The organism is Bdellovibrio sp. HCB290 (assembly GCF_047305925.1).
Classification (GTDB): domain Bacteria; phylum Bdellovibrionota; class Bdellovibrionia; order Bdellovibrionales; family Bdellovibrionaceae; genus Bdellovibrio.
The window spans coordinates 532,407-555,700 of record NZ_CP178620.1; the positions used below are offsets into that span (position 1 = coordinate 532,407).

Below are 23,294 nucleotides of genomic sequence, written 5' to 3' on the forward strand. Positions count from 1 at the left end.
ACTATTTAATAGCCTGATGGATCGCCTCCATCAGAGTTTTCTTACGGATGGGCTTTGTCAGAAACGCAGTTTTTGGAATCGTCTGAGCCTTCTTCATCGTTTCTTCCAAGGCATCCGCAGTTACCAGTAAAATAGGTCTTTGCGGTAATCCTTGCGCTGACTCATGGGCACGCATTTTTTCCGCAGCCTCAAACCCATCCATCAGTGGCATGCGCACATCCAGAACGACGATCTCGGAAGGATTTGCAATATAGGCGTCCAAGGCTTCTTTTCCGTTTTGTGTGTATTTTATATTCCACGGTTTACCGTCGAAGTAGGCCATGTAAAGTTCCTGATTCCCAATATCATCGTCAGCCACCAGAATATTCAGTGAATCAGGAATTGGTTTGGGTGCGATCTCAATTTTACTTTTTTGTACTTCGCGATTTTCTGTACGTCTGGCATGTTTGCCATAGAAACCAGTGATCAGGAAAACATCCGCCAGTGACAAGGGCGATGAGTCCAAGACAGGATCCAGCAGGCCGGGATTCTTGTTGATGATCTGCTCTTTGTTTCCAAGAAACACCACGTGTCCTTGGTCATGTAGTGACTTTAGCTTTTGCTCCGACATTTCGTTCACAGTGGAATCCAGCAGAATCCATTTATTCTGAGCGGAGATATTATGACTGACCGGCAGATCATCTTTTGTTGATATCTTGCTGTAGATAATTGCCGGATGCATCGCCAGGGCATCGGCGCTGAGCTGAAGATTTTTATCATCACTTATCAGAACAAATTCCTTCATCTGATCGTCAGGAGACTTGAAGCTTTCAAGCCAGTTCGTGCCATCAATCACTTCCATGTCCAGATCCACCTGGAACAAAGTGCCCTTCTTGGGTGTCGAGGTCACTTTCAAGCGGCCGCTCAATTTGTTTACCAGCTCTTTTACGATAGCAAGGCCCAGTCCCACGCCGCCTTCGGCAAAGGCCGAGGAGTTTTCAACCTGGAAGAAGGCATCAAATACTTTGTTGAGCTTGTCAGTTTGAATACCGATACCGGTGTCTTCCACTTCAAAGCGCAAAGTCGCTGTCGAATCGTGCTGTTGAATTTTGCTGACTCTTAGGATCACGTGCCCAGAGTTGGTGTATTTGCAGGCGTTTCGTAGCAGATTCAAAAGAATCTGGCGCAAACGGCTTGGGTCGTAATTGATCACTGCCGGCAAATCGAAGGCGATCTGCGAATAAAAGCGCAGATTTTTTTTAGCACAATCCCGGCCGGAAATCTTGGAGATGTCCGTTAGGAAGTTGATCAGCTGCATGCGTTTCGGTTGAACCTGGAGTTCATTGGTGCTGGACTTCGCAAGATCTAAAAGATCCTCGATCATCGACAGAAGGTGATTGCCGGATGAGCGCATGCTGCTTAGATAATCTTTGATTTTCTGATCAGAGTCCTTCTCTTCACACAGGTCGATCATTCCCAGAATCAGATTTAATGGTGTGCGAATTTCATGGGAGATATTTCCCAGGAATCGGTTCTTGGCAACCAGAGCTTCTTGAAGCTCCTGGTGGGCCTGTTCCAGGTCATGGGTTTTGTCGATAACCATTCGGGTGACCCGACGATTCTGTTGAACCAAAACCCAGAATAGATAAGAAATAATAAACGTGATCAAGACACTCAAAATTCCAGTAATCGTGGATGCGGTAAATCCATCGGGCTTTTGAAAGTTGAAGTGAAAGTGAACCTTCATTGGGGTCTGTTGAGTTTCGCCCAGTCTTAAAGTTTGTAGAAGGCTGTCTTTGCGGGCCGTTTTCTGATCATGGGTTCCAATGCGAATGGTTTTACTGGTGCCATCAGAAGAGATCACCCAGGATCTGGAATTCTTTGCATCTTCAATTTCCAGGGACTCGTTTGGACGAATATCGATTTTTTCGAAAAGCGAAACCAGAGGTGTCGAGAAAACGAAGTAGATATTTTCACGACTGCGTGATTGCAGGACATATGTCACCAACGGAATGCCATCGCGATCATGCAAAATAGCGCGACTGTATTCTTTGTTTGCGATGATTTCCTGAATGCCGTTCAGAACAGCTTCCGAGGTCATCATTTTGCCTTTGGTCAGAGGCACCTGAGAGTTCGGTGTATTGATACGGGAGATAAGTCTCAATCTGGGAGGTGTTGCCGTTCTATTGCCTTCCAGTTGAAAAATGGAGAAACGTTGAAAAACTGTGTAGCGCAAGGATTGACCCAAAAACGCCATGTCGCGATAATAGTCAGCGGGACGCGTTCCGATGTATTCTTCGTAGGATTGGATTCTTAAAACGCTGTTGGATAGTAAGAGGTCCAAAGATTGGATGATTTCACGGGATCTTCTGATGGAATCTGCCCGGCGATCCTCACGTTCACTGTCGACCATACGTTTGTGAATGTAGAAGGATAGTGACAGACCGCAAACCAGAGTTAAAACGGGAATCCAAAGGAAGAACTTGCGGGCTTTTTTCAGAATGATATTAAGGCGTTTCATCTATCTCACTCTCGCAAATTTGAGTGAGAACGATGTTAATTGAGTTTGAAGGTTTCTTCAAACCAAATTAAATTCAGCATATAATCGTATTGTTAATGTAATGCTCATGAAGGAGCTTATAGTGGAAACAGATAATGACTTGGTGGGAGTCAGCAGGCAGTTAAAATCACTGCAGGGATTTGACTCACATGCTTTTAATCATCTTTTGGAAGACACGACACCTAATACCGTTTTGCGAATTCTGGCTCGGTTTTGTGTGACGCTGAATGATTGTATTCCAGTTTTGGAGCAGGGGAGCAGCTCCGGCGATGCAGAGGCAGTTTGGAAAGCCGCTCATAAGCTGGCGGGGTCTGCAGAGATGCTGGGATTCAAGGATTTTGGAAGAAATTCGAAGGATCTAAGTTGGCAACTGAAGCAGTCAGCGCAAATCGAAGCTAATATTGAAGAAGTTAATCATTATCTTTCGAAAGCGCGCGATCTTTCGCGACAATTGTCAGAAGTTTTTCCTAATCAGAAGCACTATCTCTAACAGCGGCTTTGTAACCAGCGCTTAGGACCGTTTCCACTTTGACGGAGCTTTCGCTGATCTTTTTGCGCAAGTGACTGACGTGAGCATCCACCGTTCTTTCAGTCACGTATTTGCCAACACCCCAAACTTGATCGATAAGCTGCTCGCGACTGAATACCTGTCCAGGTCGGCCACAAAGGATTTTCAATATCTTGAATTCAAATGGTGTAAGTTCAATTTGAACTGTGCCAACTTTGGAGTTGCGCAGCTCAACACACATACGATTGGAGTCGATATACAAATCACCCAGTTGAACTTGTTGCGTATTTTGTTGGTAGGATTTGACAGCGCGCAGTCGGGCATCGACGCGTGCACGCAGTTCGCTGGAGTTTGGTGGTTTGGAAATATAATCATCTGCGCCAATTCCGAATGCGGCAACTTTACTAATGATGTCATCATCAGTACTCAAAATAATAATTGGAACGGGTTTCGTTTTAAAAGAATCCTTCAGATCCGGGAGGATCTTCATCCCATTTCCATCTGGAAGTGAGATATCCAACAATACCAAATCGAAACTGTCTCTTCCGGTTTTCACAATGTTGAAAGCATCTGAGATCGATTCAGCTTGAGTCAGCGTGTGATCCTTCAAAACCGAAGTCAGGTAAATAAAGAACTCAATACTGTCTTCAATGCAGAGGATTTTTGCCATACAGCTGGATTTAAGCAGTGTTTTGCGAATTCATCAAATCATTTTAGCACGAAGCCAACTTCAAAGGCCGATCATAAGTGAAGTTCAGGGAGGTAGCCATGGACAACATTATGGCGCATGAGAGCGCGAATTTAGAGGCGATTCTATCCAATATGATGTTGGATAAAGAATCCCGCCGTTTTTTGATTGTTGAAGATGATATGGGGCAGTGGCCTCTTTGGGAGAGCATAATAAGATCTGCTTTTCCAAATGCATATATTGACTGGGAAACCTCAGAATCCGGAGCAGAAGCTTTGCTGCGGCATTCGTTCCATGCTCAGAAACCTTACGATTTGGTTATATCAGACGTATTTCTTGACGGTGAAGAGACCGGTATAGACTTATGGTCAAGATATGGTGAAGCTTCGGATCACTTTGTTTTCGTCAGCAGCATGAGTATTCTGAATTTTGACTCACTATTGCAAACGGTGCGAAAGACATCTGAACAATTGCCGTTCTATCTGCAGAAACCTCTGCAGGTGCATAAATGTAAGGAAATATTATTAGCGCTTTTATAGTTTCACTTAATGAACCACAGGAGGATTCAGCATGACAAATGTAGAGCTAAGAACAGATAAGATCGCCCTTCCCGAGAAAGATCAATTGCTCATCTCATGTGGCCGCATTTTAGAAAGACTGACTGCTAGTGCGCCGTCAGACAGTAATATTAAAATGTCCATCGATTCCCGCGGTGCGGATTTTCTGGTGGATGTCGGAGTTGTCTCTGGAGAGCTTCAGTTCACGGTGGTGGCGGATGCTAAAAGTCCTTTTGTAGCTTTGGAAAAAGCTAGTAAGGAAGTCTCTGACCGCATCAAGAAATGGTCAGCGACCAAACAGGTCGAAACGTTGCCTGCCATCGTCGAGTAGGAGATCTCGAATACAGTAATTCAGATCATGCACAGGGAAGCGCCATGAAAAAAAGAATTCTGATCGTTGAAGATGATTTGTCATTGAAACCCTTATGGGAGCATATTTTGCGCCGGCAGTTCACCGACTACCATTTAGATTGGTCAGTGAGTTGTGAAGAGGCGCAAAAGATGGTCAGCTCTTCCATCATTCATGAGTCTCCTTATGCGTTGATTGTGACTGACGTGTTTCTATCGGGAGCGGGCACAGGCTTGGACCTGGTCCGCTTCCTGGCTCGCGCCGTGAAATCCAGTCCGATTATTTTGGTTTCGGTTGTCGAGGAGGATGCCCTTCGCGACAAGTACGGTGATCTGTTAAGCAAAATGCAGGTCCTGACAAAGCCAATCAGTGTCCCCTTGTGTGATCGGGCTCTGGATAAATTATTTGGAGTGGATATTGCGCCTTCGAATTAGGAGGTCGACATGCTCGCAGCTAATACCGACAATAGAAAAGTCGTCTTGGTGACTGGATGTAGTTCTGGGTTGGGCAAGGCCATCAGTGAAGCCCTGATTCGTTCAAGTCGTTATCGCGTGGTGGTGACAGCCCGTGGAAGATCCTATTCAAAGCTTGCCGAAATATTTCCGGCCAACGACAGTACTTTGCATTTGCCGTTGGATGTGACTAGTGATGGCGAAATCTCAAATGCCGTAAATGAAGTCTGCCGAGCCTGGGGACAGATCGATATCCTTATCAATAATGCCGGTGTTTGCTTTCGTTCGGTTGTTGAGCACATGGATGCCAGCGCAGAAGATCTACAGATGCGAACCAACTTTTTTGGTCCAGTGAACTTAATGAAAGCTGTGCTGCCTATTATGCGTGAACAGAAAAGTGGGCATATCGTTAATATTTCCTCGGTCAGTGGAATGGTCTCGATGCCGACAATGGCATCCTACAGTGCTTCAAAGCATGCGCTGGAAGTTGTCAGCGAAGCACTATGGTATGAATGTCGCCCTTATGGAATACAGGTCAGCATTGTGCAGCCGGGCTTTATCAACTCGCCATCGTTTAAGAACGTGATTTTATCCCGCAAGGCGCGGTTAAGTTACGAACTTCGCGGGCCTCATTCTGAATACTACGATGCCATGGCTCCGTTTATCGAAAAGCTGATGGGGTACTCCATGAGTCGGCCTGAAGTGGTGGCTCAGAAAATCATGAACCTGATCGAAAGAAAAAATCCTCCGCTTAGGATCAAGGTCACCTTGGATGCCATATTATTTGGATTACTCCGCCGGATTATTCCTGGATTCTGGTTTCACAAGATGATGTTTTATTTTCTGCCTCGCTCGGGGCAGTGGGGGAATAAAAAGGGGCTCAGGAGGAGGGACCCCTGAGCCCACGGAGGAAAATTTGATCTGTCTTAAGCCTGGGCTGGAGCCGGAGCTGTCATATTTTGTTGAGCTGCGTGCATTTGCTGAATCTGTTGCGCTTGCTGTTGTGCCTGTTGCTGAGCCTGAGCTGTGACCACGTTTTGTGCAATCTGAGCCTGCTGGTGATAGTAGTTCAGTTTTGCAACGTATTCTTTAAGGGAAATGTTTTCCTGCTTTAGGACCACAGACTGACTTAGCGTTTGTTGCAAGTGACTGAAGTAGTCCTGAGCTTCCAGTGACTTTTTATCCAAAGCCACCTTCATTTCGACGATTTTGGTTTCAGCCACTGAAGTCAGATTTTTCAGGACTTCATTTTGTTGGTGAGCTGAAGCTTCAACTTCACTGAATGCCGTGGAGATCTTTTCGATTTCCTCATTCAATGACTGCACAGTTGCGTCACGCTCTGTGATCGTAGACATCAGGTCTGCATTTGCCTGTTCAAGATCCGCTTTTTCCTGTTTTAGTTTTTGAATCTCGGCCTGGAACTTTTCGTACTGTTGTTCCCAAAGGTCTTGTTCGCGTGCCCAGGCGCTTTTTGCTTTGGCGAACTCCATCGCAGTCTCATCCTTCAGTGCGCGAGTCAGATCCAAATCTCTTTGCAGAATTTTGTTTCTTTCAAACATCGACTGGGAATATTTCTTTTCTTCGCCCTGGATTTGCAAAGCGCGAGCTTTCAAACCTTGAATTTCAAGTTGCAGTTGCAAACTTAATTCTAACGATTTTGCAAGATCCGCTGACATCTTGGCATTGGTGCTGCGTTCTGCACTGAGTTGGTCTGCCAATAATTTCATCTGCGCATCCAACGTTTCAGTTCCGTAAGAAACGCTTTCGAGAGATTTGATTTTCTCGCGAAGTTCTTCTTGAGAACCTTTCAAGTCAGAATTGAATTTCTTCATCTGTTCTTGCATTTGCTCGTACTTTGGCTGAGTTGGATGAATTTCATCCGCTTCACCATTGGTGCTGAGCTCGTTCAATTTATTACAAATTTCATCAAATAGTTTTTCGTGCTCTGGTACGGAAGGATTTGTCATAGACTTTATTCTGGTCTATGGACTGAAGTCCGTCATTGAAAAATATTGACAAGACTTATGGCTCTCGATTTAGGTCCAGTGTGGAGGTTGTTAATGATCGTTGCGAAGTGTTCCCGATATGTCATGGCGCTGGTTTTTACTTTCAATTCCATTGCATTTGCGCAATCACATGATTCACTCGGCTTGAGTGATATCAAACCACCGGCGCAAGCGTCTGAGTATATTTTCAGGTCGTCCCCCAAGGAATCTTTAATTAGTGTGCAACTATTGGGTGCGGTAAACAGGCCGGGGATTTACTACGTTCCACCATCTACGGATTTATTAAAGCTGATCACACTGGCTGGAGGGTCCAGCTCCTCTGGGGATATGTCAGAAATTTTGGTGCGTAAGCTTGAGCCGAAATCGTGGGCTGAAATTAAGTCCAAAGCAGTTGAAGAGTACCAGGGCGCCTATGAGGTGGATGCCGAGAAGGTAATCAAGTATGGCGGGGCCAAACAATTGAAATTGGCGCAGGATGATTTCATCTATGTCCCGCAGAAGTCGTACATGGTCAGCAGTGATACGGCTCGTTCCATCACGATGATTTCATTGGTATTAGGAATCGCTTTGACGGCGATACTGATTGATAAGAACTCTGGCCAGGGAATGCATCTGCAATGATCCATGCCAAGGACGCCCGTATTTTATTTCTGATAAAATCCCTGGTGGCGTTGATCTTCCTTTGTAAAGTCTCTTTGGGGGGACTTTTACCAATTCCCCGCGAAGTGCCTTTTCTGATTTTTCAGCAGGGTATGCACCCTTATGTGAATGTGCTGTTAACATTTCTGCTTGGAGTGCCACTACTGTTGTTGTGGTTGCGTGTACGTGTCAGACAGCATCTAAGTGGTTTTTATAAACTATTTGTCTTCTTTTTAATGATTGTGTTGGCGATTCAGACTTTGTTGCAGGTTCACTATGTGAATCCCGATGAATCGGCGGTGATGCAAATCGGAGCCATGCTGGTTTCGCTGTTTATGATGGGGATTTATGGATTGATAATTCCAAGTTTATGGAATGTTCAGGATTTCCTTAGGTTTGTGCAGCGTTGGGTGGGGGCTCTAGTTCTGCTTTCGTTAATCGTTTTGGTGCTGTCGCCGGGATCTGCTTTCAAGGGCGGGCGTTTTATTGGAGTGTTTAAACACATACCTCATATGGTGACCTGTGCGACGACTGCGTTTGTGTTCTCTCTTGGGACTTTTTTAATGGATTCTAAATTGAAACATAAGATTTGGAGCGCGTTAATTCTGCTCGCAAGTTTTCTGGTGATTATATTAACGGGTACACGATCTTCAGCGGCAGCTGCCATGTTTGCATTCTTGCTGACCGTGATGCTCCATGAGTCACGAACATCCCAGGGGCGAATGTTTAAGGTGGGAGTTATTTCAATTCTGGCGACATTTACCTTGTTCTTCGGCATGCAGACTTATCAATTTGCCCATGACATTGCGACGGGGCACACCTCATTGGGAGGTCGTCAGGCTCAGGACGGTGTGGCTTCGCGTTGGGATGAAGTGGAGCGGGGTACGGAACAGTTTCAGCGGGAGCCGTGGTTGGGCCATGGATTGATGTCAAAGTTCGCATCTGGTAACGACGTCGATGTTTCCAATTATAATTCCTTTAAGGATCCACATAATATTTTTGTTTCTGCGGGAGTAGTCGGTGGTTGGCCACTGGTTCTGATGGCAGGCATTGCATTGGGCTTCATGACGATCGGTGCATTGAAAGCACTGAGGTCCTTCAGCATCGCCAAACGCCAGGTTTCAATTTACCTTCTGGCGCATATTCCAATTCTCGTCATCTATCACATTCACTTGTCTATAGGAGGAATGGCGGACCGTCTGTATTGGATGGTTTTCGGCTTCGTTGCCGCCGCGGTCTTCGAAGAGGTTCACTTGCGCTATCAGGGCCGCCAATTTAGGTCGATTGACCAAACTCTTGACACTCAGAATGCATAATAGTGGATCTTGCTGGAATTTGTGAAGGCATGGTTTCTGCTTACTTGGGCACTGTTGAACAGTCTTTTAAGGAAGCGAACAATGAAAAAACCAATTGTGATTTTTTTTGGCTTGGGAATGTTGTCACTTACTGCATGCACCAATGGTTTTGAGGCTGCAAAGATTGATGTGACGAACGCAATTCAGGCAAATCAAGCGGCACCCACTTACGATGCGTGGCATGCTTCCGAAGACAGTCCAGAACATACTTTCGAAAAGTGGCGTGAGCAAATTGCTGGTGAAACGATGGCTTCCGCTGATGTCTGCCAAGCATTGCAAGAGATGGAAGTCGCCCATCTGACATTGTTTGAGCAGGAATTGGATGCTCCTGAAAATCAGGAAGTGGTGAAGGATTGCGTGACTGAGCTGACTGTAAAATTGAATGAATACTACCGTGAGGATCGCGCGACACTAACGGCGAATGTTGGAAATTTTTTTGAAGAAGAAGTCACTTACACAGCGCCAGGAAAGCAGACGGAAGTTTTACCCGGCCTGGGACTTAACAAAACTTCTCAATTCAAATTTCAGACTATAGAAAGAGCCATCGACACCAGAGGTGGATTTGATGCAACAGCAAGGTCCAACGGCAAACGTTTGCACGTAGGTCCCAAGGAAGTGGTTTTAACCTTTGACGATGGTCCCTCCCCTTATACAAAGACAATTCTGAAAACGTTGGCTGAAGTTGATGCCAAAGTGATGTTTTTCCACGTTGGCAAAAACGTTCTTGCCAATAAAGAATACGTAAAGATGGTGGCAGACGGTGGTCACGTCGTTGGTGGTCACTCAATGACTCACGCCAATCTTGGTAAGCTGGGTTTGAAAAGTGCTGAAAAGGAAATGTATGGAAGTTTGAATGCGATTCAGTCTGTGTTGGGCTGGGCGCATCCGGTATTTAGATTTCCTTATGGTAGTTCCAGATCGGACCTTAAGGGTTCTTTGAGAAACCACAGCGTCGGAGAGTTCTTTTGGAATGTAGACAGTCTTGATTGGAAATCGGGTCGCAGCAATGCTCAGATGATTGAGTTCACGATGAGACAAGTGCGTGAAAACAATGGCGGCGTCGTTCTGTTCCACGATATTCAAAAACGCACGATGGAAAGTCTGCCGCAGTTCCTCGCGCTGCTCCATAAAGAAGGATACAAAGTTTCTGTATTAAGACCCAAGAACGTGATGATGAGCCCTATTAAACTTCCATAAAAGAATGACGAGTGCGCGATGTGTGCATTCGGGAAATTTCACCAACTTAATCCTCATTACAAAATAGACACAGGCCATCCTTTTGAAAGGATGGCAAAACTATTAGTTCGGGGGATTGTATATGCAGGATCCAAATCTGGAGCCAGAGCTTAGCGTTGGCGAAATTCTTAAATTATATTTGTCACACTGGCGGATGTTCGTGGTTTTTACGGCAATCCTGTTCAGCGTCAGTATGATCGTCTATGCAATTAAAATTCCCTACGTTGCATCTACAACTGTAATTTTCAATGACTCTCAAAACTCCTCCATACAAGCCTTTACTTCACAATACTTCGGCCTGAACAAGTCTCTTCAGGAATCAAAAAAAGGCAGCAGCTTACTTTCCAAGCATATTGAATACCTGAAAACCCGGGAGTTCTTTGAGGCGGTTCTTCGTAAAATTCCTGAACGTGGGGAGTCGACTCTGATTTCAATGGAGGAGCGAAAAGGTTATGAGCTTTTGCGCGATAAGTACTTGTCCAGTATCACAGATGCTCCTGAAAGTAAGATCGCCTTTCTGCAAAGATTAGGTGGTTGGATCCGGGCTCATCTGGATTCTGATTTCGAGATCAGAATTACTGCGGCGACGCCGGATCGTGGGATGTCTTTATTCCTGGTGAACACCGTTGTGCAAACCGGCGGCGAGCTGATGCGAAAGCGTGAAGCTGAAGAAATAAATAGGGTCGAGAACTTTATCATCGAGCAGAAGAAGGATGCGGATTCGAAGCTGATTTCTTTGGGTAAGGAACTTGCCGATGTTCAGAATAGAGAACAAAATGTTCTACCATTGGGCTCCAAGGACAAGATAGCTGACTATGTCAGCGAGCTTTTGGTTCGCGGCAACGAACTGAAACTTAAAATCAGTCAGAACAACAAGATGATTGCCTATCTTAAAAAAGGGCGCTCGGATGCAGGTGATAAGACCATGTACGGCGTCGGTGGTCAGATTGAAAATCTGAAAAATCAGAATGACATATTGAAGGATCAATTGAGCCAAGTGCAGGCTTCGATCAATAGCTTGAAATCTGAATCCCGTGAGCTTCCGTTTCAAGCGCAAATGGCTGAAGATTTAAAAAAGAAATCCGAATTAGAGTTTGCAAGATATAAAGAGTTAAGCACGGCGTTGGTTAAACTCGAATCGCAAAAGCTTTCAATTGGAAATCGCTTTGAAGTCTTGGAGCCAGCCCGCTGGGAGTCCACGGTTCCGCAGATCGGTCTGACGGCATTGGCACTGCTAAGTATTCTGATCAGTCAGTTTGTGGGGTCCTTGATTATTTACTTCCGCTATCTTTGGAATCCAAACGTCGTCACGGCGGAAGCAAGCCGCAATCTTGTGGTGTTTGATGGTCACTCGATGGATCCGCGAGTAATCATTGAAAACTCGAAAATAAAATTGAATCTGAAACAGCCTGATAAGGACGAGGCGGTGGACATATTATGACAAATCTATCTTCAAAATTGATATTGGCTGTGGGTATGTTGGGTTTATCTGCCTGTGGCAACAGCGTCAGCCAGCAGGTTCAGGAAACCGTACAGATAAATAGAAATGCCGCATCTCTGGCAGAGTGGGATGCTTCTCCGGCGAATCCTGAAGCAGTTTTTAAAAACTGGCGTCAGGAATATTCTGAACCCCGCGATCAGGAAAAACTTTCCTCTCAATTGTGTTCCAAGCTAAAGGATTTGGATGGATTGTCACTGACGATTTTTGAAAATGAAATTCGTAGCGATATCAATCAGTCTTTGGTTAAACCATGTCGCAAGGACCTTCTTGCTCAATTGGAAAGACATTATACCGCTGAGCGGGCTACATTGAAAGTGCGCGTGAATGCATTAAGTGTCGAGCCTTCCGGCAATAACTTTCAATTTCCAGAGAACATCCAGTACCGCGATGTTTCGAAGGGATACTTTGCCCGGGCCGGTGATGTTGCTGCGAAAGAGATTGTGCTGACTTTCGATGATGGACCCAGCGATGTTTACACGCGATCCGTATTAAGAACCTTGAAAGAAGTGAATGCCAAGGCTCATTTTTTTCAGTTAGGAAAAAACGTTCGTCAGAATCAGGACGTCGTGAAACTTGCGGCTGCCGATGGTCATGCAATGGGCAGTCACTCTGTCACTCACTCATGCCTGGCTACGACGCCGACCTGTGAACGCTTGATGTACAAACCGCTGTCGTTCACTGAAGCTGCCGCAGAAATCAGAGGTGGTCATCAGGCTGTCTTTGATACCTTGGGATATGTCGAGCCCTTTTTTCGCTTTCCTTACGGGGAGGTCGATTCCGAGCTTCGTAACTATTTGAATACAAATTCGGTGGCGGAGTTTAACTGGAATATTGATAGCGAGGATTGGAAGGCTCAGACAAACGAGCAGCTATTGAAGTACACCCTGGAAACTATTGAAAAAAAGGGACGGGGGATTCTGTTAATGCACGATATTCACCGCCGTACCGCCGAGGTTTTACCGCAATTGTTGGCCGAGCTTTACAACCGTGGATACAGTATTGTATTACTGCAACCAACGGACGCCACCGCAAGATACAATAGCAAGCTGGTGAAAAAGCCCGTCCCATAGGACATGAGAACTGATAAAGACCGACCATCAACCTGGAAATCGTATAAACAAGGCATGTGCAATGGCTGCCATGGCCATTGCTGCACAATGCCTGTTGAAGTCAAACTCGCAGACTTGATTCGCCTCGGAGTCACCGACGAAGATGAGGCTGCTGCCGGAGTAAAAAAGCTCTCGAAAAGATTGATTAAGGACAAGGTCGTTGTCTCGTATCGAAGTGGCACGGAGTTCTTCATGCTGGCAAGCCGCCCCAATGGCGACTGCCACTTTCTTCATCCTATTACCCGATTATGCACAGTCTATGAGAAGCGGCCCGATACCTGCCGTGAGTTTCCAAGCATAGGTCCACGCCCAGGGTTTTGCCCCGTGGGCCCCAAGTAATTGTCGACAGAATTGACAGGGTGGTGCGCGAAGGCGGCACTGTCTCATTATGAGAGGCGCCAGCTCCAACCAATTGAAGCTTAAGTGGCATAGGGGATGCTCCTGTAACCAGTAGGAACAGGAGTCTTTTATGAAACTTAAAGACAACAAATTAGAAATTGCGATCCTTGTTGTAGCGGCGGTCCTTGTGGGTGGCCTGGGCAATTTGTTTAAAGCACCTGTTCAAAAGGCAATCCAGAACGGCGATATCAGCTTCGAAATGATTCGCCCTAAATCTGTATTGGCAGCTCTTTTTGATTTGGGTGGCCGCGAAGTATCCCGCAACTATGTAAACCCATTTGGTAATAAGAAAGCTGAAGAAAAAGCAACAACTCCAAACACTGAAGATAAAACCAAACAAGCGGCAGCAGCAAAAACGGCGGCGAAAAAAGCCGAAGAAAAGAAAGCTGATGCAGATAAAAAGCCTGAAACGACAATCAATGTGGTTGGCGCAGAGGCGACTTTTAAAGCCGGAACAGATGACCTGGATTCCGGTGCAAGTGCTGGTGCAGGAGTTGCTCAAAATGGTGCTGCTGGTGGCGCTGATAAATCCAAAACAGATGGTGATAAGAAATCAATGACCGCGGACCAATGGCGCTCTTTGGTGTTGGGGCAACCAACGAAAGAGAACGTTAATAAGATGGTTGTGGCATATATGGATCAAGAACTGACTGATGGTGAGTTCTATGGAATCGTGAAAGAGCTTTTGCAAAACAGCAACCCTGAAACTCAAAGCTTAGGTCTGTCAGCAGCAAGTTCATTCTACACAGCTCCGGCATTTAATGTGGTGGCTTCAAGTTACAAGAATTTCGGAACTGATATGCAAGCCAAAGCGATGGCTTACATGCTGGGTTTTGCAAATGCAGGTCGCTTGGGCGCTTTGGCCTCTTCACTTAAAAGCAGTGACGTGGATGTCGTGAACTTGGCAGCGCAGATCGTGGTAAAAGGCTATAACTCTGCAAAAGAAGGCACCGCAACCAGCCAAGGCAACCGTTACCGTGGTGACGCATTCGTAAATGCACTTGGCAACTACACTCAATTTGTTCAAGTTTTCAAGGATCTGGCGCAGAACAGTCAGAACTCAGAAATCGCAGGTATTGCGACCTCTGCTTTGAGTCAAATTCAGTCAGGCGTTGCAACTCTATAAGAGCTGGACAGCCCAAGGTATTTGCGACGACAATAGTGCCATGAAACTGGGTCGTCGTTTTCTATTTCTTATCCTAACAATTCTGTACGTGCATACTTATGCCGTCACCCAGTTGCCACGCAGTTTGGACTCTAATGATCAGAACCGGACCCTTGAAATTCTGGGTTTTGGTTCTTCATCGAAAATTTTGGGAGATCCTTATCCACTGGGTGGGTATTCGGGGATTGAAGTTGGAGTATCTTCGCAGTTTATTCCGGTCGGGGATCTGGCGACATTGGGTTCCGGGACTCAGGATAAAGGGGAAATGTCCTTTTACACTCTGAGTTTGGGAAAAGGCCTGTTTTATAATATCGATACTTTCGTGTATTTTACTCCGGCAATTCAAAGTGAAGAGATGCAAACTTTCGGCGGCCAGGTTCGCTGGGGTTTTTATGAGGCGTCTTTCTTTCCAATTTCATTTTCTACCATGGTTTATGCGGGTGGGGCGAACTTTCAAAATCTGATCAATATTACCACCGTAGGCTGGGATCTGATCGGGACTGTGAATATGGAAAATGTGGCTTTGTATTTCGGCGGTGGCCGGGTGCGCGCGCAGGGTACCTTTATCGGAGGACCTGCTGGTATCACAGCTTCGGGTGAAACCGAGTCACGAACAATCGTGGATGATCACACGTTCTTTGGTGTGAACGTTGAAATTTCCAAAGCCTTCATTGCTTTGGAAGTCGATCGCTACACGGATTCAGTTTACAGCGGGAAATTAGGATTTAGATTCTAATTGAGCTTTTTCAATCAGTTTCGTCGTGGATTTGCCATCGATGAACTGCAAAGACATTACTTGTCCACCGTAGCTCGCAACAAAAGGTCCACCCACGATCTGATCAATTTTCCAGTCGCCACCCTTAACCAGGATGTCGGGCTTTACTTTTTTGATCAGATTTTCAGGAGTGTCTTCAGTAAAGATCACAGAGAAATTCACGCAACCCAAAGCTGCCAGAATCTCGGCGCGATCATTTTCAATTTGAACGGGACGGGAAGGACCTTTAAGGCGCTTAACGCTGGCATCGGAGTTTACACCAACAACCAGCACGTCACCCAGGGCTTGGGCTTCCTGCAGATAGCGGACGTGGCCCACGTGCAAAAGATCGAAACAGCCATTTGTGAAAACGATTTTTTTGCCAGCAGTGCGAAGCGGAGCCAAGGCTTCAGAGATATCATCAAATTTGCGAACATGGCCCATAACGAAACCTATACTTTCTTAAGAAGACGGGCACCTGTGATCTGACCAGCAAAGTCTTTGTTGAAAAGAGCTGACAGAACAGGAAGCACAAAGAACCCAGTCGCGATCACCAAAAGGCTGCGAGCTGCAACTTTAAGGTAAAACAAACCTGAATTAAGATCCGCAGGTTTACCTACGCGTTGATCAAAAGCCCACTCGCCCGGAGTAGCACCTGTAAAGATGCGGTTCACAGTCAGGTAAATGAATGCAACACCAGCGAAAATTCCGAACGTCGAGAAGTAAACCAGGAAGTTTTCATCCGGATTCGTCAAGTTTGCCACAAGATCAATGCGAGCGATAGAGACCAGCAGGATCAGGCACAGAAGGCTGGCAGCAATTACCAGCATTCCATCCAGAAGACCGGCGGAGAAACTGAAGTAAGTGTCTTTGAACTCTTCTTTGGTTTGCGCCGTGATTTTGGTTTTTGATTTTGACTCATCAAATTCCAAACGGCGATTTTTTTGAAGCGTTTTCAGAATTTCATCAACTGCAGCCGTAGAGCTTGAAGGCATTGCCTCGCCACCCACTTCAGTCAGGTAACCTGGAGCTGAAGGAACTTGGGAGGTTGCACTGGACTTTTTGCGAGGAAGAGGTGGGCGAAGTGGATCCACAGATCCTTCTTCAATCAACTCCAATCCTTGGCTTTTCAAAAGAGTCGGAGATGGTTTGGACGAAAAAGAATCGACGTCCGCATCTGCTTTTGCAGCTGCTGCCTTCTTTTTGTGGAAACCTAGACCATCCGTGAGGGGCTTAAATTCAAACTCTTCGAAAGGATCCATTCCTTCTCCTTTAAACCATCAGATCAAAGTCATACTTTAGGACTGATACCAGGGCCATGCAAGCCGTTTCAACTCGCAAAACTTGGGGTCCCAAGGTGACTGGATGAAGGCCTAGGTCCTGGAATTTTTGAACTTCGGAGTGAGAGAAGCCGCCCTCACTGCCCACGATAATCCAAATGTTGGAGATACCCTGGGGATGGGACGCTTTTACTTTGCTGACATAGTCCTTGATGCTTAGCGTTGATGGGCCTTCATATGCAAATAGACCCACAGAAGTAGCATTTTGGTTAATGATCCCAGCCAGTTTATCGAAATTCACCGGTGCTTGAATTTTCATCAAGTCACCACGGCCCGATTGCTGAGTCGCGGACTTCACGATTTTATCCCAGCGTTCGGTTTTATTCTCAGAGATTTTCTCTCCAGAACGAACAAAGCTGAATTCCGAGAAAAACGGCTGAATGCTTTTAACACCCATTTCCACAGCTTTTTCCATCACTGCATCCATCACTGGAAAGCGGGACACGGAAAGGACCAAGTGGACATGCGGAGTTTTCAGTTGAGGGATGTCACGTTCTTCAAGGATTTGTCCCACGGCGGTTTTTTTAGAAACAGAAGTCACTTCGACAAAATAAGCTTTGCTGTCTTCCGTGAGGACTTCAAATTTAGAGCCGACTTCCTGGCGGCACACATCGAAGATATGATGGAACACATCTCCGGTGAAGTTCACCTGATCGTTGAAAAGATCTGTTTTATTGATCCAATAGCGTCTCATCAAAAAACCTTATGCGTTTTCTTTGGATCTTGCCCAGTAGCCAACCCATTCGTCTTTTTCAAGACGACGAACAACCTCAAGGTTTGTGCCTTCAAAGAATTTTTCAAAGAAGTGATTGTCACGCTCTTCCAGAATACCCGTCAGCAAAATGTGACCACCCGGTTTTAATACGCGCAAAAGATCTTTTTTGATGTTGATCAAAACGCCATCGATGATGTTCGCTACAACAACGTCGTAAGGGCCACGGATTTCATCCAGCTGAGTTTCAGGAATATCGATTTGTGGAAGCTTGTTCAGTTTCACATTGTCACGAGCCACGCGACGGGCTTCGGGATCGATCTCGATACCGGCTACTAAACCTACGCCACTCATTTGGGCAAGCATCGCAAGGATCGCAGTACCTGTACCGACATCAAGCAATGCCCAGTCTGCCAGATTCGCTTTGTGTTTTTCAGCGAGCTTATTGATAAAGAACGCCATCATTTGTGTCGTCGCGTGAGTGCCCGTACCGAAAGCCATGCCCGGATCAATATAGATCGCATGTTTGCATTCAGGTGGGGGAGTCAGCCAGGACGGTACAACCCAGAAATCGCCGATCAGACGGAACGGAACGAATCCCTTTTTCCACTCTTCAAGCCAGTCTTTGTTTTCTTCTTCGAAAATCTGCCAGCGGATCAATGCACTGTGCTCAGTCAGGCCTTTGAAAAAATCCGCATCAGGGTTTGTCGGGAAAAATACATCCAACTCGTGAGACGGAACGTTCACCAAAGTTGGATCATAGGTTAGATCGGGTTGTGTGAAGATCAAAGCTTCCGTGACGCCGGAGGCGCCACAACCAAAGCTGTGGGTAGTAATGATGTCTTCAAGATCAGCAGGAACCTGGCTTAAACGAACGCGGAAATATTTATTGTCACTCATTCCCTGAGTTGTTACCAGAATCCGCCACTTTTTCAAGCTTTTCCCCTGTATTAACCACAGGTTGAGCAAGGGCCTTTTCTGGAGCTGTCGGAGTTGCGGAAGCCTGTAAATCCTTCGCAGCCACAGCTGCATTTGGTGCTATCGCCGGTGTTAAAACGGCTATGGTGACCCCAGGTGCCCCGGGAGTGGCTTCAGCGACCTTTTTCTTTTTGGGCTTGGAGTTGTCAATAAAGGAACCGCGCGTTTCAATGCGATCTCCGGTCATGATTCCAATTTGCTCCAGCATTGGAAGATCATCCCGGGAAAGGAGTGTGAATTCCCGAGCGACTGCGACTTTATCGTAAACGGCGATAATTTTAAGCTGTCCCACCGGAACCAAGATTTCACCTACAGCGTTAGCGCCAGAAGCATCCCGAACATTGAGTTTGCGAACTGCGGTGACTACCAGGTTTTTCTTTAAACCTGAACTTGCGTCAGCGGCGATATAGAAGTCTTTGTAAGGCTCTTCATCGTTGGCCAAGGTGATATTGCGGCGTACATCCACGATCGTCAATGATGCGGGACCCGCGTGTGCCGGTGTCGATTGAAGCAGGCTTGATAGAATAAAAGCTAGCAACATAAATAAACCCTTCCATGGTTTTTCTTTTATGCTTATCGGGTGTCTTATTTTGAAACTTAAATCAGAGGCAGGAAGCTGGACTTAAATCCAACTATTGAGAAACGATCGCGCCTTGCACAGAGGAATACACTTTGTATTTGTATGAGCCCGGCACAGTACAATTTGGCGTGCCTGTATCTGCACATTGTTCGATTTGTGAAAGGTAGTTACCCACAGAGCTTTGCACTTTATAACCAGAAACAGTTGTACCGTCCTGAGTGGAACCGGATACGAGACCCGTCGCTTTGGAAGGCGCTTTCATACTGATAACCGCGCTAAGGTCTTCCAGGGAAGCTTCCAATGAACAACCTGAAGCAAGCATTGTCAGAACAGCCAGCAACATGATTTTTTTCATTTTATCCTCCTTGAGTACCTGTTTACTTATCGGTCAAAGCGCGGAAATCATGAAGCTTTATCGCTCTTTGGAGTCAACGGGGTTAAGCATTCTCAAAATGAGACACAATTATTACGAGCTTCACAGGCAGAGCTGTTCCCCAGAGCTATTTTCCGTGCTCCGTTTCCAGCTTTTCCAGCCGACGTTCGAGTAAACGCAGACGTTCCTCTTGCGATTTCTCCTGCGTTTTCAGTCGGGAATTTTCCTCTTTCAAGGAGGCGATTTCACGAGATTGTTTTTCTATTTTGGTCTGAATAGCTTGTGAATCGCGGAACCACTTTTTGTAAAGGTCTTTGATAGCGTTCACGACGGCCCAGTGAATCGGATCGACGTTGAGCTCAAGATATCCATCTTCGCGTTTGTTGACGGCATCGGGAATAACCTTTTGAACTTCCTGGGCAATAAAACCGGTTTTTTGGTAATCAGATGGTAATTGCAAGGGATTGTCTTTTTTGTATGAATAACGAACGGTATGAAGTTGTAAAACTTCATTCAGGCCGTATTCGTAATCGCCGTGAATGTCTTTAAGCCTTGCATCGGATGCATTTGTCCAAGCTGTTCCTGTCGAGAGACCTGCATTTCCGACGACGTGAAGGGTATACCCAGGTGTGATTGTTCCAATACCAACTTTACCATCCGCCTGAATGGTCATTTTTGTCGATGTCGGACTTCCTGCCGAGAAATATAAAATTCCCGTTGCACCGGTTCCAGCATTGATACGGGCTTTTTCGGTGCTATCAGAGTTATACCAAACGAGGTCTCCCGAGTCGTAAGTGGAGGCAGTTGATGCCTTCATATTTATATTGGCTCCACCACTTGCAGTGATGGCACCATCCACATCCAACGTTGAAGCAGGCGTTGTCGTTCCAATGCCCACATTTCCAGCGGGAGTTATGCGCATACCTTCAATAGTCGTCGAACCACTATTTACGATGAGTCTTAGACTTGCTGGGGTTGATGTCGAGGTCCAATTACCTTCGGCTGCGGCTTGAACGGAAGCTGCGGAGCCAATGGTTGTAGCGCTGGACCATCCGCGAAAATGCATTCCCCCGATCAAGTCTCCGTTCAAAAGAGGGGAAGGAGTGTCAAGGGTTCCGCGCCCGCGGGTCATTAGAAACCCGGGAGTTGTCGTGGCACTGTAGGTATGTATATTAATATCATCGTAGGTGTCTGTCTTGTTGTCTGCGATAACGTTGATTGCCGAAACGGGAGCGGAGCCACCAATGCCTATATAGCCTGATCCTTTGATGGTAAAAATGGGATTTGCTCGTCGAGCTGTTCCGAGGTTGTATGCACCTGACGAGGCCTGGAAGACGGTTCCCGTCGTGGTGTCCGTGGCCACAACCAAGCCTTGTTCGCCAGCAGAGGAAAATGATCCTGCCCAGCCGATGGCATCAGGTTGGTACCAATTAAAAGAATTAAAAGTCATGCCCACAGCAAGGTCACCGTAGTTCGTTCCCGTTGTGCTTAAGCGACCAGTGACGCCGGAGGCGGTGCCAATCGCAACCTGATTTGTAGAAGTCACTCTTAGAGCGGGTGTTGTGGCGCCATTGGCAATCAGATCAATGGGTGCCGTGGTGTTGGTGGTTAAGAGCAAGCCATTTGATGCAGTGGAATTTGCAGCGATAATAAAACGATCTGCATAGCCTGCAGTCGCGTAGTCAGGAGGATACGCGACGATCTGACCGCTGGAATCATTGGCAACTATTTGAAGTCGCGCACCGGCGCTTGTATTTCCGGAAGCGATCAAGTTTTCAATACGACTATCGGTGATAGCATTCTGATTTTTCGCCACATGAAACAAGTAGCTTGGTGTCACGCCAACGCCGACATTTCCCGCTGGAGTGACCGTCAGTGCAGACGCTCCGTTGGCTTTCAGAGAGAAGTTGAAGTTGTCGTTAGTTCCTACCGTGGCCCCTGCGCCAAAACTATTTCCACCATTCACGAATACGCCAGTGGCCCCTGTTAGGGGAAGATCTGTTGAAGCCAAAGCGCGGAAGGCCGGGGATGCACTTCCTGAAGTGGGTCCTGCGAAAACTACACCTGCAGACTGAGTAGCGAAGTTTGAACCTGTGACTGTGATTGTAGAACATACGAAAGAATCCGAAGCAGAACTCCAGATCACCGCTTGTCCAGCAGAACAAGTCACTGAGGGCCAAGGGCTTGCGGCCGTCGAGTTAATCAGGTCAGTATAAGTCAGTTTCGTTGCACTCCACGCAGCACCACCCCAACGAAGAGTTTGTCCGGTCGCAGAGCCATTCGAAATCGAGATCGCTGGCGTGGTTGTACCGGTTGCAACGGAAAGTGGTGCAGTTGCAGAGACCGCGGTCACTGTCCCTGCGTTTGGAGTGACCCAGTGTAACCCGCTGGCTTGAGATGAATCCGCTGCCAACACCTGACCGTTGGTGCCAACTCCCAGGCGAAAATTGTTGGTGGAGTCGCGAGTTAGCAGGTCACCTTTAGTCGTCAGCGGAGACAACGCATTGAACGCGGCCAGTGCAGTTGTTTGACCTGTGCCTCCATTCGCGATTGGAAGAGTGCCAGTAGCATCAGTAGTCAAACTGACTGCCGAACTATTTGTCGCTGTTGTGATTCTGCCATAGGCATCAACAGTGATATTTGCGCGAGTGTAGGATCCGGCCGTCACTCCTGAAGTCGCAAGGGAAATCGTGGGTGTTGTTGATCCGTTCGTAACGCTGACTTGGCCTGCCGTTCCGGATACAGTTGTCACTGTACCACCTGAACCTGAAGACGAAGCTATCGAAACCCACGCGCCCGAGTTGTATTGATAAATAATTTTACTGTCTGTTGCGAAGTAAATAGAACCTGCAGCAGGGGAAGCAGGTTTAGCAGTATCCAAGCCTGATTGAATTCCAGGAGTACCACCAGCATTCAACACCAAAGAATCGGTGATGCCATAACCAGTTAAAGTCGTTGGTTTGCCCGTCGTGATTTTGGACCAATCCAGAGAAGGAATATCTGTTGCCACTAATGAAGCCGAACCAGAGGTAACCCTACCTTGTGCATCGGTAGTTACTTTATAATAGGTTCCAGCTGTGCCCACATTGGTTAAAGAAATAACTGGCGTACTAGTACCGGTAGCAACACTGATTTGTCCCGCAGTACCTGAAACGGAAGTCACAGTTCCGGAACTTGTAGAATCCGCTGATGGTATCCAGCTTGAGCCATCATATTTTAACACCTGTCCTGCGGTGGGTGCAGTGGAGTCAACTGTGACGCCTTGAATGCGAGTCGCATTCCCAAAGCGAGCGTCATTACCGGCAGCAACGGTATTCGCGCCAGTTCCTACGTTCACAGTCAAAGTAGGCGCGGTCGTGCCATTGATAATAGTTAAATATGAATTTCCAGAAGTGACGTTGGTGACCGTACCACCCGCAGCACCGGTCACACCGGCACAAGAGAAAGTGCCACCTGCGTAAGTTAAAAATGTGTCTGCAGGACAGGTCGGGATTGTGATTCTTTCGATGAAGTCAGTCGCTGCTTTACCAGAAAGGCTTTGTGCATTTTCAGCGGTTCCAGCAAATGCAGAATAGGGAACTGTGCGAATTTCTGTATCAGGATCAATGACATTCCATCCTAAGCCGTCATGAAACTGAACGCGCAGAAGTCTATTGTGACCGGCTGCGGGAGTATAAGTTCCTGCGACATTGTTGCTCGCATCAGCACAATCCAGAGTTTGTGAGTTGTCGAACATGCTGATCATTGTTTTTGTAGGGGATGGAGGAAAGAGCTTGGTTCCACTTCCGATAGGCACATCGAAGACCCCGCCGGAGTTTGTAAGGTCGATGCCATTGCGTTGTTCTCTGTAAATGACGCAAGAACCGTTGGGATTTGTGATTTCAAAAAGGAAACTGGAGTTGTTGTACTCGAAGGCTGTGCCATTCGGTCTGACAATACGTCCCTGATAACTCAATACATTAGGCACTGCCGCTGCGACAGAGCAAAAGAGAATTAAGTTAATAAACAGGTACGTACAAATATTCATAATTCCTTCTATTTATCGGTTTAAATC

23 protein-coding genes are annotated in these 23,294 nt (G+C 46.6%); 13 read left to right on the plus strand and 10 right to left on the minus strand.

Going from position 1 to position 23,294, the window contains the following annotated elements; translation table 11 throughout:
* Window position 1: 1 nt before the first annotated feature.
* Complete coding sequence (locus ACLVWU_RS02695; protein WP_413577045.1) at window positions 2-2,500, minus strand: hybrid sensor histidine kinase/response regulator; 2,499 nt, start codon at window positions 2,498-2,500, stop codon at window positions 2-4.
* Window positions 2,501-2,621: 121 nt separating this feature from the next.
* Between ACLVWU_RS02695 and ACLVWU_RS02700 the strand changes: the two genes are divergently transcribed.
* Window positions 2,622-3,029, plus strand: a complete 408-nt coding sequence (locus ACLVWU_RS02700) for an Hpt domain-containing protein (RefSeq protein WP_413577047.1) — start codon at window positions 2,622-2,624, stop codon at window positions 3,027-3,029.
* Here ACLVWU_RS02700 and ACLVWU_RS02705 read toward each other — a convergent pair.
* A complete protein-coding gene (locus tag ACLVWU_RS02705) occupies window positions 3,007-3,717 on the minus strand; it encodes a response regulator transcription factor (RefSeq protein WP_413577049.1) in 711 nt (236 codons plus the stop codon). The genes ACLVWU_RS02700 and ACLVWU_RS02705 overlap by 23 nt on opposite strands.
* A gap of 98 nt (window positions 3,718-3,815) precedes the next feature.
* On the opposite strand from ACLVWU_RS02705, the gene ACLVWU_RS02710 reads away from it, so the two are divergent.
* Genes ACLVWU_RS02710 through ACLVWU_RS02725 form a run of 4 tightly spaced genes read left to right on the plus strand, consistent with a single transcriptional unit; the run spans window position 3,816 to window position 5,993 of the window.
* Window positions 3,816-4,274 carry a hypothetical protein gene (locus ACLVWU_RS02710; protein ID WP_413577051.1) on the plus strand — a complete coding sequence of 153 codons (459 nt, stop codon included), beginning with the start codon at window positions 3,816-3,818 and terminating at the stop codon, window positions 4,272-4,274.
* A gap of 31 nt (window positions 4,275-4,305) precedes the next feature.
* Window positions 4,306-4,623 carry a hypothetical protein gene (locus ACLVWU_RS02715; RefSeq protein WP_413577054.1) on the plus strand — a complete coding sequence of 106 codons (318 nt, stop codon included), beginning with the start codon at window positions 4,306-4,308 and terminating at the stop codon, window positions 4,621-4,623.
* Between the two features lie 44 nt (window positions 4,624-4,667).
* Entirely contained in the window at window positions 4,668-5,075 is a 408-nt protein-coding gene (locus ACLVWU_RS02720) for a response regulator (RefSeq protein WP_413577056.1), read from the plus strand.
* A 9-nt stretch (window positions 5,076-5,084) separates the two neighbouring features.
* Entirely contained in the window at window positions 5,085-5,993 is a 909-nt protein-coding gene (locus tag ACLVWU_RS02725) for an SDR family oxidoreductase (RefSeq protein ID WP_413577057.1), read from the plus strand.
* A gap of 26 nt (window positions 5,994-6,019) precedes the next feature.
* Here ACLVWU_RS02725 and ACLVWU_RS02730 read toward each other — a convergent pair whose 3' ends face one another.
* Window positions 6,020-7,060 carry a hypothetical protein gene (locus tag ACLVWU_RS02730; RefSeq protein ID WP_413577060.1) on the minus strand — a complete coding sequence of 347 codons (1,041 nt, stop codon included), beginning with the start codon at window positions 7,058-7,060 and terminating at the stop codon, window positions 6,020-6,022.
* 93 nt (window positions 7,061-7,153) lie between these two features.
* On the opposite strand from ACLVWU_RS02730, the gene ACLVWU_RS02735 reads away from it, so the two are divergent.
* From ACLVWU_RS02735 to ACLVWU_RS02770, 8 genes are all read left to right on the plus strand, one after another.
* Window positions 7,154-7,720 (plus strand): SLBB domain-containing protein, encoded by a 567-nt coding sequence (locus ACLVWU_RS02735; RefSeq protein WP_413577063.1) that lies wholly within the window; start codon window positions 7,154-7,156, stop codon window positions 7,718-7,720.
* On the plus strand, window positions 7,717-9,054 hold the full coding sequence (locus ACLVWU_RS02740) for an O-antigen ligase family protein (RefSeq protein ID WP_413577065.1): 1,338 nt from the start codon (window positions 7,717-7,719) through the stop codon (window positions 9,052-9,054). Before ACLVWU_RS02735 ends, ACLVWU_RS02740 begins: the two co-directional genes overlap by 4 nt.
* An 81-nt stretch (window positions 9,055-9,135) precedes the next feature.
* Window positions 9,136-10,290: a polysaccharide deacetylase family protein gene (locus ACLVWU_RS02745; protein ID WP_413577068.1), complete on the plus strand. Its 1,155-nt coding sequence runs from the start codon at window positions 9,136-9,138 to the stop codon at window positions 10,288-10,290.
* Between the two features lie 121 nt (window positions 10,291-10,411).
* Window positions 10,412-11,770 (plus strand): hypothetical protein, encoded by a 1,359-nt coding sequence (locus ACLVWU_RS02750; protein WP_413577070.1) that lies wholly within the window; start codon window positions 10,412-10,414, stop codon window positions 11,768-11,770.
* On the plus strand, window positions 11,767-12,900 hold the full coding sequence (locus tag ACLVWU_RS02755; RefSeq protein WP_413577072.1) for a polysaccharide deacetylase family protein: 1,134 nt from the start codon (window positions 11,767-11,769) through the stop codon (window positions 12,898-12,900). The genes ACLVWU_RS02750 and ACLVWU_RS02755 overlap by 4 nt, the downstream gene beginning before the upstream one ends.
* 3 nt (window positions 12,901-12,903) lie before the next feature.
* Entirely contained in the window at window positions 12,904-13,278 is a 375-nt protein-coding gene (locus ACLVWU_RS02760) for a YkgJ family cysteine cluster protein (RefSeq protein ID WP_413577075.1), read from the plus strand.
* Between the two features lie 130 nt (window positions 13,279-13,408).
* Window positions 13,409-14,464: a hypothetical protein gene (locus ACLVWU_RS02765; RefSeq protein ID WP_413577077.1), complete on the plus strand. Its 1,056-nt coding sequence runs from the start codon at window positions 13,409-13,411 to the stop codon at window positions 14,462-14,464.
* A 40-nt stretch (window positions 14,465-14,504) separates the two neighbouring features.
* A complete protein-coding gene (locus ACLVWU_RS02770) occupies window positions 14,505-15,239 on the plus strand; it encodes a hypothetical protein (RefSeq protein WP_413577079.1) in 735 nt (244 codons plus the stop codon).
* On the opposite strand, the gene rfaE2 is transcribed toward ACLVWU_RS02770, so the two are convergent.
* The 7 genes from rfaE2 to ACLVWU_RS02805 all read right to left on the minus strand — a co-directional run bounded on the left by rfaE2 (window position 15,222) and on the right by ACLVWU_RS02805 (window position 23,267).
* On the minus strand, window positions 15,222-15,701 hold the full coding sequence (rfaE2, locus tag ACLVWU_RS02775) for a D-glycero-beta-D-manno-heptose 1-phosphate adenylyltransferase (protein WP_413577081.1): 480 nt from the start codon (window positions 15,699-15,701) through the stop codon (window positions 15,222-15,224). The two genes, ACLVWU_RS02770 and rfaE2, sit on opposite strands and share 18 nt — an antisense overlap.
* Before the next feature lie 8 nt (window positions 15,702-15,709).
* Entirely contained in the window at window positions 15,710-16,519 is an 810-nt protein-coding gene (locus tag ACLVWU_RS02780) for an RDD family protein (RefSeq protein WP_413577084.1), read from the minus strand.
* A 10-nt stretch (window positions 16,520-16,529) separates the two neighbouring features.
* On the minus strand, window positions 16,530-17,291 hold the full coding sequence (locus tag ACLVWU_RS02785; RefSeq protein WP_413577087.1) for an RsmE family RNA methyltransferase: 762 nt from the start codon (window positions 17,289-17,291) through the stop codon (window positions 16,530-16,532).
* A 9-nt stretch (window positions 17,292-17,300) separates the two neighbouring features.
* A complete protein-coding gene (locus ACLVWU_RS02790) occupies window positions 17,301-18,245 on the minus strand; it encodes a 50S ribosomal protein L11 methyltransferase (protein WP_413577090.1) in 945 nt (314 codons plus the stop codon).
* A complete protein-coding gene (locus ACLVWU_RS02795; protein ID WP_413577093.1) occupies window positions 18,202-18,828 on the minus strand; it encodes a hypothetical protein in 627 nt (208 codons plus the stop codon). Before ACLVWU_RS02795 ends, ACLVWU_RS02790 begins: the two co-directional genes overlap by 44 nt.
* A gap of 91 nt (window positions 18,829-18,919) precedes the next feature.
* Entirely contained in the window at window positions 18,920-19,222 is a 303-nt protein-coding gene (locus ACLVWU_RS02800; protein WP_413577096.1) for a hypothetical protein, read from the minus strand.
* 145 nt (window positions 19,223-19,367) lie between these two features.
* Window positions 19,368-23,267 carry a tail fiber domain-containing protein gene (locus ACLVWU_RS02805; RefSeq protein ID WP_413577099.1) on the minus strand — a complete coding sequence of 1,300 codons (3,900 nt, stop codon included), beginning with the start codon at window positions 23,265-23,267 and terminating at the stop codon, window positions 19,368-19,370.
* Window positions 23,268-23,294: the final 27 nt, after the last annotated feature.

What these genes read in the sequence shown, in the direction of transcription:
- ACLVWU_RS02695 (WP_413577045.1), bottom strand. Translation starts at nt 2,500, where the DNA reads ATGAAACGCCTTAATATCATTCTGAAAAAAGCCCGCAAGTTCTTCCTT.
- ACLVWU_RS02705 (WP_413577049.1), bottom strand. Translation starts at nt 3,717, where the DNA reads ATGGCAAAAATCCTCTGCATTGAAGACAGTATTGAGTTCTTTATTTAC.
- ACLVWU_RS02710 (WP_413577051.1), top strand. Translation starts at nt 3,816, where the DNA reads ATGGACAACATTATGGCGCATGAGAGCGCGAATTTAGAGGCGATTCTA.
- ACLVWU_RS02715 (WP_413577054.1), top strand. Translation starts at nt 4,306, where the DNA reads ATGACAAATGTAGAGCTAAGAACAGATAAGATCGCCCTTCCCGAGAAA.
- ACLVWU_RS02720 (WP_413577056.1), top strand. Translation starts at nt 4,668, where the DNA reads ATGAAAAAAAGAATTCTGATCGTTGAAGATGATTTGTCATTGAAACCC.
- ACLVWU_RS02725 (WP_413577057.1), top strand. Translation starts at nt 5,085, where the DNA reads ATGCTCGCAGCTAATACCGACAATAGAAAAGTCGTCTTGGTGACTGGA.
- ACLVWU_RS02730 (WP_413577060.1), bottom strand. Translation starts at nt 7,060, where the DNA reads ATGACAAATCCTTCCGTACCAGAGCACGAAAAACTATTTGATGAAATT.
- ACLVWU_RS02735 (WP_413577063.1), top strand. Translation starts at nt 7,154, where the DNA reads ATGATCGTTGCGAAGTGTTCCCGATATGTCATGGCGCTGGTTTTTACT.
- ACLVWU_RS02740 (WP_413577065.1), top strand. Translation starts at nt 7,717, where the DNA reads ATGATCCATGCCAAGGACGCCCGTATTTTATTTCTGATAAAATCCCTG.
- ACLVWU_RS02745 (WP_413577068.1), top strand. Translation starts at nt 9,136, where the DNA reads ATGAAAAAACCAATTGTGATTTTTTTTGGCTTGGGAATGTTGTCACTT.
- ACLVWU_RS02750 (WP_413577070.1), top strand. Translation starts at nt 10,412, where the DNA reads ATGCAGGATCCAAATCTGGAGCCAGAGCTTAGCGTTGGCGAAATTCTT.
- ACLVWU_RS02755 (WP_413577072.1), top strand. Translation starts at nt 11,767, where the DNA reads ATGACAAATCTATCTTCAAAATTGATATTGGCTGTGGGTATGTTGGGT.
- ACLVWU_RS02760 (WP_413577075.1), top strand. Translation starts at nt 12,904, where the DNA reads ATGAGAACTGATAAAGACCGACCATCAACCTGGAAATCGTATAAACAA.
- ACLVWU_RS02765 (WP_413577077.1), top strand. Translation starts at nt 13,409, where the DNA reads ATGAAACTTAAAGACAACAAATTAGAAATTGCGATCCTTGTTGTAGCG.
- ACLVWU_RS02770 (WP_413577079.1), top strand. Translation starts at nt 14,505, where the DNA reads ATGAAACTGGGTCGTCGTTTTCTATTTCTTATCCTAACAATTCTGTAC.
- rfaE2 (WP_413577081.1), bottom strand. Translation starts at nt 15,701, where the DNA reads ATGGGCCATGTTCGCAAATTTGATGATATCTCTGAAGCCTTGGCTCCG.
- ACLVWU_RS02780 (WP_413577084.1), bottom strand. Translation starts at nt 16,519, where the DNA reads ATGGATCCTTTCGAAGAGTTTGAATTTAAGCCCCTCACGGATGGTCTA.
- ACLVWU_RS02785 (WP_413577087.1), bottom strand. Translation starts at nt 17,291, where the DNA reads ATGAGACGCTATTGGATCAATAAAACAGATCTTTTCAACGATCAGGTG.
- ACLVWU_RS02795 (WP_413577093.1), bottom strand. Translation starts at nt 18,828, where the DNA reads ATGTTGCTAGCTTTTATTCTATCAAGCCTGCTTCAATCGACACCGGCA.
- ACLVWU_RS02800 (WP_413577096.1), bottom strand. Translation starts at nt 19,222, where the DNA reads ATGAAAAAAATCATGTTGCTGGCTGTTCTGACAATGCTTGCTTCAGGT.
- ACLVWU_RS02805 (WP_413577099.1), bottom strand. Translation starts at nt 23,267, where the DNA reads ATGAATATTTGTACGTACCTGTTTATTAACTTAATTCTCTTTTGCTCT.